The following is a 13,583-nucleotide window of genomic DNA, read 5'->3' on the forward strand; positions in this document are numbered from 1 at the left end:
GTCCTCAGATAAGTTGTCCTGTTTTTTGAAACAGGATTGTCCTGTCATTAGCCTGTTTTTTGAAAAATCCGTCATAACCATAATAGAAGGAGCGAAGCACCTGCCAATCACGGCGGGTGCTTCGTGCTTTCCAGAATATTATGAACGGAGGGTTTTTTATGACGATCTATGGAACCATCAAAGCGGCAATCAGTGTCAAGCAAGCCGCCGAACACTACGGGCTGAAAGTCAACCGAAACGGTATGGCTTGCTGCCCGTTCCACAATGACAGGCATCCGAGCTTGAAGCTGAATGAGGACTATTTCTTCTGCTTCGGCTGTGGAGCAAAGGGAGATGTGATCGACCTTGTGGCAAGGCTGTTCAATATGAGCAGCTATGAAGCAACGCAAAAGCTGGCTTCGGACTTCGGACTTGACCCGAAACCGCCCACTGCCGCAGCTATGGCCAAGCCAAAGCGTCCTTATATCCGTCAGTTCCGGGAGGATGAAATGCTGTGTTTCCGGGTGCTGACGGATTATCTGCATCTGCTGGAAGATTGGAAAGTGCGGTATGCACCCAAAACACCGGAGGAGGCTCTGGATGATCGTTTTGTGGAAGCCTGCCAGATGCACTGTCCTATCGAATATATGGCAGATGTGCTGACCGTGGGTGATCTGGAAGAGCGGGTGGCATTGGTGGACGAGCTGATGAAGGAGGGAAAAATTACTTTTCTGCAAGAGTACATCACACGAAAGAAAAAGGAGGTGGCGCACCATGGCGAAGAACCGGAAAACGCCTGATATGAATTTGCCTGTCTGGTTTGACGGGCAGAACATCAACGAAGCTCTGTTTTGTGAAGAATTTCTGCAGGAGCGCAGAATCATCTTCGCAAACGGAGCTTTTTTCACGCCCAATGGTCGAGTGACGGACGATCTCCCTCTGCGTGGGGAGATTTACGACAAGCTGAAATTCTGTGCCGTAAACAATATCCCCCGGAAGATCACCAACATTCTGGAAGTGCTGAAACTGGAAGCGCAAGTGCCGGACTTTCCACCGGAGCAGGATCGGATTCATTTGTCCAACGGTACGCTGCTATTGAACGGCACATTTACCGAGGGCAGACCGGCTATCGTGCGGAGCCGTTTGCCGGTTGCTTACAATCCCGATGCTACTGCGCCGGTGATCTGGCTGAACTTTCTGGATGGGTTGCTTTACGCCGAGGACATTCCAACTTTGCAGGAGTTTATCGGCTATTGCCTGATTCCCTCCAACAAGGGGCAGCGCATGATGGTGATTAAAGGCAACGGCGGCGAGGGTAAATCTCAAATCGGTGCGGTACTGTCTACCATCTTCGGCACGAATATGAAAGACGGCAGCATCGGCAAGATTTCTGAAAACCGCTTCGCCCGTGCCGATTTGGAACACATTCTCCTGTGCGTGGATGATGATATGCGGATGGAAGCTCTGCGCCAGACCAACTATGTAAAATCCATTGTCACCGCACAGGGCAAGATGGATTTGGAACGCAAAGGCAAGCAGAGTTATCAGGGTTGGATGTTCGCCCGATTGCTGGCATTCAGCAACGGTGATCTGCAAGCCTTGTATGACCGCAGTGACGGATTTTATCGCAGACAGCTTGTGCTGACCACCAAGGAAAAGCCAGTGGACAGAGCTGACGATCCCGACCTTGCGGAGAAGATGAAAGCTGAAGCCGAGGGTATCTTCCTGTGGGCATTTGAAGGCTTACAGCGGCTTGTTGCCAACAACTTTAAGTTTACGGAGAGTGAGCGTATCCGGGAAAACCGGGAAGCGGTCAAGCGTGACAACAACAATGTCTTTGATTTCATGGATTCCGAGGGATACATCCAGCGTAAAGCGGATGCGTCCATCAGTTCCAAGGATTTCTATGAAATCTACCGGATGTGGTGCGAAGAAAATTCCCTTGCACCGCTGAAAGCCCGCAGCTTCAGCGACGCCATGATTGCCAATGCCAAGAAATTTAATCTGGAACATTGCAACAATATCACCAACTCTGCCGGACGGCGGGTTTGGGGATTCATGGGAGTGGAAGCCATTGCACGACCTCATATAAATGGGTTTTACGGAGATTCGCCGTGTACGTACGTACCGGAGGACATTCCGGAGGAATGGCGGCAGGTCGAGTAAATCCCATTGGCTGGTACGTATGTACGCAGCAAAAGAGCGTGAAACGCTTGTGATAGAAACAGCTCATTCCCTTTATTTGGGCTGTTTCTATTGCAGTGAAAGATTTGATTTTCACTGCCGCCGGGATGGGTGGTGTTTCGCAAAACAGCAGCTATCCGGGCTGAACAACAGAAAACGATGCAGACAGTTTTCGGGCAGTTCAGCAGAGGTCACCGCAGTGACCGCATTCCCCCTCGGGAGAGCCCTCGGAGAGCCCACGGCACTTTGCAGCCAGTATGGATGAAAGTGTCATAGTGGGTTATTACACTTTGAAAAAGTGCCTCTCCGTAGTTCTCCGCTGTCTGCAAATCTCAAAGAAAGGACAAAAATTCTATGGCAAGAAATGATGGAATAGACCGTACCGTAGCCAGAAATCAGGACTTGGAAACCCCGGCAGATGTGGCTAAGGTACAGGAACACAATGAGCGTGAAAAGGACAGCTACAGCAATCAGGACATCGTGCCGGAACGCACTTCTCTGAACGTTCATTTCAAAGCACCCACGGACGATTATGTAAAAACGTTTGAGCAGATGGAACAGGACGGCGTAATTTCCACCAGAGGTCTGAAACCGGATGCCGTCAAATACGGCGAGTTAGTATTTGATGTGAACTCTGCTTATTTCTACAATCATGGCGGCTATGAATTTGCAAAACAGTTTTATGCTGATGCTTACAAAGCCGCCGTGGAGATTGTAGGCGGTGAGCAGTATATCCTCTCCGCTGTGATGCACGCCGATGAGCGCAACCGGGCAATGTCCGAAGCTCTGGGCGAGGAGGTGTACCACTACCACCTTCATGTGGTTTATATCCCGGTGGTGGAAAAGCAGATCCTTTGGTCGAAGCGATGCAAGGATGAAGCCCTCCGGGGAACCGTTAAGGAGGTCATCACACAGGTCAGCCGCAGTAAGAAATGGGAGTCCAAGCCGGTGCTTGACGAGGACGGTAATCCAATGTTGAACGCAAAAGGAAAAAAGATTTTGAGGTCATCCTACAGTATGTTGCAGGATGACTTTTTTCATTTCATGCGAGTTGCCGGATATACCGATCTGGAGCGTGGAGAACGTGGAAGCACCGAGGAACATCTGACTGTGACCCAGTTCAAGGTGCAGGCAGAACAGCAGCGGCTGGAAGCTGTGACCGGGCAGGTGGCACAGGCAGAACAGAATTTGGAGGATGCCAAAGCTGCCACAGCAAAACAGAAAAAGAAACTGGAATCTTTGCAAAAGGAAACCAAGGCGGCAAAGACCATTGCGCTGACAGTGCAGGACATTGAAGCAATGGGCAAAAAAGCCACATTCGGAAACAATATTACGCTGACACCGGATGAATGCGACACACTCAAACGCTATGCGGTCAATGGCATTATCGCCAATGCTGACAACAAGCGTCTGAAAGAAAAACTGGCTTCCGCAGAAAAGACGGTTTCCATCTGGAAGCAGCGGTATGAAGCGGTAAACGAAAAATATATGGAACTCAAACAGAAAGCCCAACCCTTTCTGGATGCACTGGAAATCGCATCCGAAAAGGTTTGGGCTTTTATCAATTCTATCCTCATCAGAGGAAAGGAAACACAGGAACACGAACACCCTGCCCGGAAGCGTGGACAGGATATGGAACTTTGATGGAGGAATCGCCTATTGAAGAAATATTATGAGGAAGCGAAATATAATGCGGCATTTGACCGCTGTGTGGATGTTATGAGCCAGATGCTCCAGAAATATGGACATCAGGTTTTGGATAAATTGGAGCAGGACGCACCGCAGGAAGTGGAGCATTCCGAGGAAAGTAATCAAGCGCAGCTTTTGACGGATAAGGCTGCGTAAAATTTGCAATTTACACGTTGCGTATTCACTATGGCTATGCTATAATGATTACGCAACGTGTATTTTTGCTTTTGTGGAGAAAAGACGGATGGATTGTAAAAACAGAATTATAAAGTTACGTGAAAGCACAGGACTGAATCGGAAAGATTTTTGCAAGCTCGTCCATATTCCTTACCGGACTATGACTGAATGGGAATTGGACAACCGCCATGCACCGGATTATGTGCTGTGGCTTTTGGAGTATTATATCCGCAACGAGGGACTTATGGTAAAAGGAAGGAATGAGGGAGGTGGAGATTCTGAAAAAGAAACAACTTAAATGCTATCTTTATACAAGAGTGTCCACCTCGATGCAGGTTGACGGATACAGTTTGGATGCCCAGCGTGACAAGCTGCGGAAGTATGCGGCATACGAGGATATGATCGTTGCCGGGGAGTATTCTGACGAGGGCTTTTCCGGAAAGAACATTCAAGGGCGGCAGGAGTTTCAACGGATGCTGAATGACATCCAGGACGGCAAAGATGATGTTTCTTATGTGTTGGTCTTTAAGCTGTCCCGATTTGGCAGAAATGCAGCGGACGTTCTGAACTCTTTGCAACTCATGCAGGATTTCGGTGTCAATCTGATCTGCGTGGAGGATGGCATTGACAGCTCCAAGGATGCAGGAAAGCTGATGATCTCTGTGCTGTCTGCGGTGGCAGAGATTGAGCGAGAAAATATCCGCACACAGACAATGGCAGGACGGGAGCAAAAGGCTCGTGAAGGCAAATGGAACGGCGGTTTCGCTCCATATGGATACAAACTGGAAAATGGAAACCTTGTCATTGCAGAGGATGAAGTGGAAGTAATTCGGGTCATTTATGACCGTTACATTCACACTAATGAGGGTGTTGCAGGAGTTGCAAAATATCTGAACCGCAATGGTTATACTAAGAAACTAAGACAGAATAATACCATTCCGGGATTTTCAAGGGATTTTGTGAAAAATGTATTGTACAATCCTGTTTATATGGGAAAGATTGCTTACGGCAGACGAAGAACAGAAAAGAAACAGGGTACAAGAAACGAGATGCACGTGGTTGAGCAGTCGGAGTTCCCGGTTTATGAAGGGCAGCACGAAGCTATCATTTCCGAAGAAGATTGGTATCTGGCACAGGAAAAGCGCAAGATCAATTCCTTTAAGCGGGAAAAGGTCAATAATCCAGACCATGCACACATCCTGTCCGGTATCTTGAAATGCCCATGCTGCGGCAAGAGTATGTACGGCAATATCGCCAAGGCGCACAGCAAGGACAAGAAAACACGGTATTATTACTACTGCAAAAATACGGTTACACCGACAGGGCATGAGTGCAGTTTCCGTCTGAATATCGAGCAGATGGAAATCAACAAATTTGTGGCGAAGGTTATCTCCGCTATGGTCAACAATCCACGATTTGTAGAAGCAATTCAGGCGAAAATCGGAACAGCAGTTGATACAGAAGATATGGAAAAGCAGATTGCTGTCCTACAAGGGCGGCTAAAGCAAGCCTTTGGAACGAAAAGCCGCTTGGAGCGTCAGATGGATACCTTGGACATCAATGATGTCCACTATGACAGAAAGATTTTGGACTTGCAGCGCCGCTATGATGAGCAGTATGATACGATAGAGGAAATCGAAGCTCAGATTGGCGAATTGCAAAGTCAGATCCGCAGCATCCAGCAGGAGAAGATTTCCGGTGACAATATCTATCGCTTGTTGCTGGCATTTGATGAAGTCTACCATTCCGCAACAGAAGCGGAGCAGAAAGAGTTTATGAAAGCCTTTATTGAGCGAATTGAGATGTTCCCGGAAAAGAGAAAAGACGGTAGTTGGATAAAGAAGATCGTATTCAATTTTCCTGTGCCTGTTGATGGTGAGGAAGTGAAAGAACTTCCCTTGGAAACTGAAACAACTGTTGAGACGGTTGTTTTGATGTCTAAAAAAGATAAATAAGTGCCATAAAATGGTGAATTTCCGGGCTTTTCGGAAGTTGGGACAAGAAGACTGACTACTGAAAAGCCTTGGTTATTTTGTGGGGAAATGTATCAATGATATAGGATGTGATAGGTTGTGGCTTTGGATTAGATAACAGAAATTGAGTTAGTGAATTAGTTGTTATAGAAAGGATGAATGCAATGGGGATAAAAGCTATTGAAACAAAGTACAATGGTTTCAACTTCAGAAGTCGCTTAGAAGCAAGATGGGCCATTTTCTTTGATATGATTGGACTTAAGTATGAATATGAAGTTGAAGGTTATGAGATGAATGGGGTACGATATTTGCCGGACTTTTATATTCCGAGTCTTGATAGATGGTTTGAAATTAAAGCAAAGCCACTAAGCGAATATGAAATGAAAAAATGTGAAGAATTTTGTTTTAATAAAGATAATGAGAATATAAAGTTTTCAGTGCTAATTGGTTCCCCAGAAGCTGTAAAAATTGATAATTTTGCTGGTGTATTTGAATATGTATGGGAGTGGCCATCTGAGAAGTACCCATCAAATTATAGATTTCTTGCACCTGCTGAATTGTCAGAAAAAGAATTCTATTCTCGTTTTATGCAAGGGCTTTGGGTTGTTCCAGGTGTAACAGAAGAAGAACTTACGCTAGCAGCTTCTGCAGCTAGAGAAGTAAGGTTTGAGTTTGGAGAAGTACCGAAATATAGAAAGGAAGATTAAAGATGGCTGATGATTTATTGAAGAAGGATTTGATTACACATAAAATATATTCGTCATGGCAGTTTGTAGAGTATACTGAAAAAAATATAGCCACAGTACACTACTGTGCCGATACGATAAATAATATTATTAGCAAGATGACAATGAAAACTGTACGATGGCAACAGGATATAGCCTCTGATTTTATTGACGATGTAACTGAGAATGGAAAGAAAGTAAAACGTTTATCGGTAACAACAGAAAATGCACCTACTTACGAAGTAAGGGTTGCAGGAGAAAAAGTAGACCCTTGGTTCCTGTTTGATAAATTGTTGCGTGATTTCTTTCAGTATACGATGAATGCGTTTGATTCTATTAGTCAGATAATAAATGCAGGCTTATTAGAAATTAAATTGATATATTGTCGAAAATGTTTTATGTGTATAGAGGAAAGGAGGCAGCAGATGAAACTTACAGATATGACAATTGAAGAAATGTGTACGACTACAGAAAAGCAGTCATTTGACCGTAAGAGTGCAAAGATAGAAGCGACAGCAATTGCTACTCCGATGATTGCATTTGCAAATGCAGATGGCGGACTCTTAGCTGTAGGTATTGAAGATAATGGAGAGATTACCGGAATTGATGATTACACTAAGAATATCAATGAAATACTTCGTGCCGGATATGATTTTTGTCAGCCATTTATTTTCATTGAAAAAGAAACTATAGATTGCATTGATAAAAATGGTAATGCAAATCATATTTTACTTATTAAGGTTCCGCAAAGTGCAGACATGCATGTAAATCATAGAGATGAAGCGTTCTTGCGCGTTGGCGACAGGTCAAAGAAACTAACCTTTGATGAGCGTATGGAACTTATGTATTCAAAGGGAATGCGTTTCTATGAGGACGAGCCTGTATATCGTAGTACTTTGGATGATATTGATATGGAGTTTGTTGCAAAGTACTGTGAGAAAATTGGCTACGGAAAGACTCCGGAAGAGTATATTAGGCAAAATAAGGATTATATCGTAAGTGTAGCTGGTCGACAGGAAATGAGCGGTGCCGCTATTATGATGTTTGGAAAAGATCCACAGAGATTTTTCCCAAGGTCACGAGTTCGTTTTATACGATATGAAGGAACTGAGGCAAAAGTCGGCGCAGAGATGAATGTTATCAAGGATAAGATGTTCCAAGGCCGTATTCTTGATTTGGTAGAACAGACTATTGAGTATGTGAGAACACAGATTAAGGAGCATACCTATCTTGGACCAGATGCTCGTTTTGTGACAGAACCAGAATATCCGGAATTTGCATGGAAAGAGATTATTGTAAATGCAATTGCACACCGTGATTACAGCATAAAGGGTACGGACATTCAAATTAAGATGTTTGATGACCATATTACAGTGGAGAGTCCGGGAACACTACCGGGAACGGTGCGCCTCAAATATGCGTGAGATACATTTTTCAAGAAATCCGAAGATGGCACAGCTTCTTCATGAGTATGAATATGTGCGTGAGTTTGGTGAAGGCGTAGACCGTATGTATCGTGAGATGGAAGAAGCAGGTCTTCCGGAACCAGAATATAAGACAGTTGCATTTATGGTGCATGCTACGATTAAGAATAAGAAGTATCTTGTGGGTTCTGAATCGACAACTCCACAAGTTAACCCACAAGATAAAACACAAGCTACTCCACAAGATAAAATATTGGAATTTTGTAAAATTCCACGAAGTAAGAATGAAATCGTTGCTTATATGGGCTATAAAGATCCAAGATATTTTACGAAAGAGTATATGAAGCCGTTACTTAAAAATGGGGAATTGGTAATGACGATACCAGATAAACCTAATAGCAAAAATCAAAAGTATGTGACTAAGAAGTAGCATTGTATCTAAGAAACATTTGCAAAAAGGTGTGATTAAAAGATGAAACTTGATGAAGAAATACTTAAAGGAAAGCAATATATCGATAAATTGAGACTAGAATATATTGAGAATCATACTCGCTTTCAGGAACGTGATGAACTTATTGCTGAAAACAATATAGAAAAAAGAGATATAAAGGGATATCATGGACGCGAAATACTTGAATTATTACAAAATGCAGATGATGCTTACCAAAAGAGTATTGATAAAGGGGAGAAGCCTCAATGTGAGCTTAAAGTAACTATTTGCTATAAGGGGAATGTTTTAACTGTTACAAATACAGGAACTTGCTTTGATGAAGCAGGAATTAAGGCAATTGTACAAGGAAATAATAGTCCTAAATCAGGAAAATACATTGGAAACAAGGGGACAGGATTTAGATCTGTCTTAAATTGGGCAGAAAAGGTTAGAATATTTTCGGGGAACTATAATGTTGAATTTTCTAAAGAAATAGCCGAGAAAATTCTTGAAGAACACAAGGAGAATCCTCAGATAAAAAAGCAAATACAGAAGAACAAGAACCTCTATATTCCCATGTTGGCAGTTCCGGTTTATATTGAGAATGGTAGATATAATGACACCACAACTATAGAGGTTGTTATTGATTCGATGAAATTAAATGATGATTTTTCTGTGTCTAGGCAAATTGAGAATATAGACCTTAGGATACTGTTGTTTCTCCCTAATATTAGCCAGATTGAAATTATTACGGATGATAATTGTATAGTTTATAGAAGAAATAATAATCAAGGTGTTGCAGAGAGTATTACCTTGGAAAAAATTGTTGATGAAAACGTGGAAATGCAAGAGGAGTTTTACCTTTATAGAAAAGTAATTACTAATGCAATTGAGGAAGATGAAGTCTTGAAAGATATTCAGCTTTCTATTGCAGTACCTCTTGACATGGATACATTTATGAGCAGATATATTTATTCGTATTTTCCTTTGTTGGATACGGAATCACCTTTTAATTGCGTTTTGCATGCATCATATGCACTTGGAGATCACAGGAACACGGTTAATGTTAGCAAAGAGAATAAAAAAATAATAGAAGAGCAGTTATTGTTTTTAGTTGAGGTTGCTAATCAATTTGTAGATAAAGAACAGTATGATATTGCATATAATCTTTTAATTCCTACTAATTTTTCAAGTAACAAGTGGAGATTTACTTCTCCATTTGCAAAGTTTGAACTAGAGGATTACTATTTGGAAATATTATCAGAACAGAAAATTTTCCGAACTGTAAATGATGAAAATATTTCAGTTAAAGATAAACCTAAGATGATAAGTGGAAATTATCCAGAGTTTTTCAGAGATAAAGGATTTGAAGGTTTATTGAACTCCTTGTTAGACAATAGGATGATATCGTTGATTGAAATACTAGCAAAGAGAAAAGAAATTGATTTATATTTTGAAGAGAGAGAATTGTTACAGATTATTAATTCGCTTTCCAATGATTGGGATATAAAAAAACAAGTTGAAACATTTGTGTGGTGGAATACGAGATATAGAAAGTCAATTCCGAATTTGTTAAAAACACAAGAGGATAAATGGCTAAAATATCAAGAAGAATGTTATTTTCTAATCGGTGATTTTGATGAAAAAGGGTTGCCGTCTTGGGTTAAAATACCGGCACTACATAAAGAGTATCAACAAGAATTATTCAACATGGCTGAGGGAGTACAAGAAGTAATAAATGTAAGAGAGCGAGATAAGGAACCACAAATCTCACGTATTATTTGTCAAAATAATATATTTCCTACAATTAATTTTAAATACAGAGATCGTAGCAATATCATATCAACAGTAAATTCATCTGTGGACACATACAATAAGGCGATTGATTTTGTCAAATGGTTATGGGGGAATTATAGAAAAGAAATTGATTGGAATCCGCCGGGGCGTACAGAAGGAACAAGATTTAAATATAATTTTCCTAATGCGAGAGATAAGAGTACCCAAGATGGTGAAAAATTATTTTGGGGATTACAATACAACAATTTTTTAGCGGAAAAATTGTTTGATAATAGCTTTGGTCAGTTTCCACAAATAGAGGTTTTCAATATTAGTGTAGAGGAGAGTGCTGCGTTTCAAGAATTTATAAGTAAGTTTGGTGTTAGGAAGTATCCTGTAATAGAAGTACAAAATGTATACCCGTTGGATTCGTATTCAAATGAATATGAAAATGAAATAAAATTACATGGGGATATAGGTTGTTCAACAACTGTTACTTGTAGGTATCGATTACCATACATTAAGAATCTTGTAGATTTATTAAGGAAATTATCAACTCGAGAAATTGTTGAATGGATAATTAAAGATTCAGAACTTTATGTTTGTTTGAGTAGTCCATTCTATTTTCAAAATGCAAAAATATCTTATTATGGTAGCCGACAACAAGTAGAACGTTATTATTGGGATAAAATAAAAAATTACATTTTGGAAGTGTTTAATGAGGTAAGATGGATTGAAATCGATGGCAAAAGGTATTCGCCAAGACAAATTTTGCAGAATTTTAGGTCTAGAAACAATCAAAGATTTGTTGGCATTGTTCCTGTTATTGGCATAGAGATGCTGGAAAAGATAGCAGAAGAATTGCATGTAGACATAGGTGTAGTGCAAGAGATTTTTAATAAATTTAGTTTTGGAGATAAGATTACAGATTTGAGTTCGGAAGACTTTTATGGTTTAATGCTGCGACTTCCGGAGTTAGATTTTTCACGTAGTGCCGAATTATCAAAAGCTATATATAGAATTATTGAGCAACCAGCGTTTTCGAGAAAATTTGAAAACTCTGATAGCAAAAACAGGTTTTTTGTTGAAGGCAAGATATTAGTCAAATATAAAGGGCAGTTGCAGTATGTTTTAGCAAAAAATGCTTACCTTCCAAGTTCAAAAATAATAAGTAAAAAGAATGTTCCAATAGTTGAAAAGGGACAAAGAACCAATAACAGAAATTTTGTCACATTATTTGGATGTCAGGAGTATACTAAGGAGTATACTGTTGACCCTGGTAGTGTTTCTATTAGTGATGCAAACAGTAGTTTTCAACAATATTATCAAGATTTTAAGAAGTATGCTCGTGCTTATGCAGAGAATAATGATAATATAGAAAAGTATGGTAAGAATCTGAATATTAATCTAGTGAATCGAATTACAATATTAGAAGTTGGGAATCGAATCACAATTGATGAAGAATATATGTGCATTCGTGATACTATGACTAATTGGTACATAACTGTGTTTGATAAAGAATTTGATGTCAATACTGTTTCTGAAATAATAGAAAATATTTATACAAACATAGCGAATACACCCGGCTTTGAGGCGAGTAAGCTAGGTGAATTATTTAGAACAAAAGATAATAGTAACAGGGAGTTTTTGATAAGAAAAGATTTTGGTTCATTAAGTGTTATAGAAGATGCATTCTATCAGAATGAAATTAGAAATAACTTCATAAAAGTACTTAAAATTATTGCACCAACATATGAGATTGATAAAATCTTGATTGATTTTGAAAATTTTTTTAGTATTAAAAATGGAGCTTGTATTATTAGTTTGTTCAGAGAAATAGGGACAGATGTTGAAGAGTTTAGAAATAAGGGGTTTGTGTACAATTTGGATTTGCTTCCTTATTATTGCGAAGTGCTTAAGAATTTTCTGCAAACTGAAAAAAGAAGGTTTAAGGATTATTTGTTTACACGAGCAAAGTCGGATGACAAGTTACAAAAGGACTTTGTTAGTACAGTTTATAGATTTGAGCAATTTTCAATTACTAAGTATATAAATTCTGTTATGTTTAGTGTTGAAGATAAAGTTGTTGAGACTTTTGGTGAATGGAAAACTTCGGAAGATGTATTTTCTGCGGATGATGAGTATGTAAAGAATTATGAAAAAATGAATCCTCAAAAGCTGTATGAAGATGAAATCTCTAATGATGTGAACGCACAACAAATGATTTACTTTGGGAAAGAAAAAGCGTTCAATGAATGGCTAGATTTACATAAAAGATTAGAGGAAAGAAATAATATGCCGGAGAATCCTTATTCAAGATATATAGGGGTGATACCTAAGGTTAATGAGGTTTCATATCACCAAGGTGCAAGTACTACAGGAGGGGCTAATACTGGTAACAGGAATAATAAATCAACAGGAACTTATACTCAAAGTCATGATGAAAAACGTAATAGAAACAAAAAAATACTTGGTAATAAAGGCGAGTTGTTAGTTTATAATTTGCTTTGTAAACGGGTTGGAAAAGAAAAGGTGTTTCCTAGATCAGAAGCTTTTATTGAATTAGGAATCATAAAACCAGGTCAAGCTGTATCTGGAGGATATGATATTTCATATTATGGTGAAGATGGAATAGAGTATTTTGTAGAAGTAAAAACTGGCGACGGGAAAAGTTTTATTATTTCACCTGGAGAACTTCAATATGCGAAAGATAATGCAGAAAAGTATAAGCTGATTATTGTTTATGATGTAGATGCGGAGGAACCTAAGTGTATGGAGTTACCAATGAGGTTTTGGGAAGATTCAAAATTTAGAAAGAGAGAAATTGTAGAAAGAATTGAATTTGAATTTTAGGTTTCTCAAAAGCGTAATGATTCTAAGAAATAGAGTGATGTTGAGGCGTATGTTCCCGACATTGATATCGGGAACATACCTTGAGTGCATGGCTCACCCATCTCGAGTGTATGGGAGAAATCAAGGAAATACGGAACATACATAACTATAGAAAGAACTACTTTCTTCGATATGTTCCCTTTAACAGTAAAACCCCTTGATTTATTCCCGTATACTTCGGTACAATAAATCAAGGCAGACATCAAATCGGAACAATCGAGCCATGTAGAAACAATCTGTAAACTTTGCCGTAAATAAGCGGTTTACGACATGATGTTCACGCAAATTTGGCGGCAATGCCGCCATAATTAAAAAAACATACTAAAAAAGAATA

Annotated in this window: 10 protein-coding genes; all 10 read left to right on the forward strand. The window is 39.9% G+C overall.

The genetic code is table 11. From position 1 onward, the window contains the following. The first annotated feature begins 158 nt into the window (after positions 1–158). The 10 genes from DW743_RS00935 to DW743_RS00980 all read left to right on the forward strand — a co-directional run bounded on the left by DW743_RS00935 (position 159) and on the right by DW743_RS00980 (position 13,210). Positions 159–779 carry a CHC2 zinc finger domain-containing protein gene (locus DW743_RS00935; protein ID WP_117760534.1) on the forward strand — a complete coding sequence of 207 codons (621 nt, stop codon included), beginning with the start codon at positions 159–161 and terminating at the stop codon, positions 777–779. Continuing rightward, entirely contained in the window at positions 754–2,145 is a 1,392-nt protein-coding gene (locus tag DW743_RS00940; RefSeq protein WP_117760533.1) for a DNA primase family protein, read from the forward strand. Before DW743_RS00935 ends, DW743_RS00940 begins: the two co-directional genes overlap by 26 nt. Positions 2,146–2,517: 372 nt before the next feature. Beyond that, a complete protein-coding gene (locus tag DW743_RS00945; RefSeq protein WP_117760532.1) occupies positions 2,518–3,807 on the forward strand; it encodes a plasmid recombination protein in 1,290 nt (429 codons plus the stop codon). Between the two features lie 15 nt (positions 3,808–3,822). Next, the gene (locus tag DW743_RS00950; protein ID WP_117760531.1) at positions 3,823–4,008 is read left to right on the forward strand and encodes a hypothetical protein; all 186 of its coding nucleotides are present in this window, start codon (positions 3,823–3,825) and stop codon (positions 4,006–4,008) included. An 88-nt stretch (positions 4,009–4,096) separates the two neighbouring features. Continuing rightward, on the forward strand, positions 4,097–4,327 hold the full coding sequence (locus DW743_RS00955) for a helix-turn-helix domain-containing protein (protein WP_015540908.1): 231 nt from the start codon (positions 4,097–4,099) through the stop codon (positions 4,325–4,327). Beyond that, positions 4,308–5,984, forward strand: a complete 1,677-nt coding sequence (locus tag DW743_RS00960) for a recombinase family protein (RefSeq protein ID WP_278309101.1) — start codon at positions 4,308–4,310, stop codon at positions 5,982–5,984. Before DW743_RS00955 ends, DW743_RS00960 begins: the two co-directional genes overlap by 20 nt. Positions 5,985–6,166: 182 nt before the next feature. Further along, positions 6,167–6,709, forward strand: coding sequence for a hypothetical protein (locus DW743_RS00965; protein WP_117760529.1), 543 nt, complete (start codon positions 6,167–6,169; stop codon positions 6,707–6,709). Between the two features lie 2 nt (positions 6,710–6,711). Continuing rightward, entirely contained in the window at positions 6,712–8,151 is a 1,440-nt protein-coding gene (locus DW743_RS00970) for an RNA-binding domain-containing protein (protein WP_117760528.1), read from the forward strand. A gap of 25 nt (positions 8,152–8,176) precedes the next feature. After that, positions 8,177–8,581: a Fic family protein gene (locus DW743_RS00975; RefSeq protein WP_158568535.1), complete on the forward strand. Its 405-nt coding sequence runs from the start codon at positions 8,177–8,179 to the stop codon at positions 8,579–8,581. 42 nt (positions 8,582–8,623) lie between these two features. After that, a complete protein-coding gene (locus DW743_RS00980) occupies positions 8,624–13,210 on the forward strand; it encodes a sacsin N-terminal ATP-binding-like domain-containing protein (RefSeq protein WP_117760526.1) in 4,587 nt (1,528 codons plus the stop codon). Positions 13,211–13,583 lie beyond the last annotated feature (373 nt).

Source organism: Blautia sp. AM28-27 (assembly GCF_003480905.1).
GTDB classification, from domain to species: domain Bacteria; phylum Bacillota; class Clostridia; order Lachnospirales; family Lachnospiraceae; genus Fusicatenibacter; species Fusicatenibacter saccharivorans.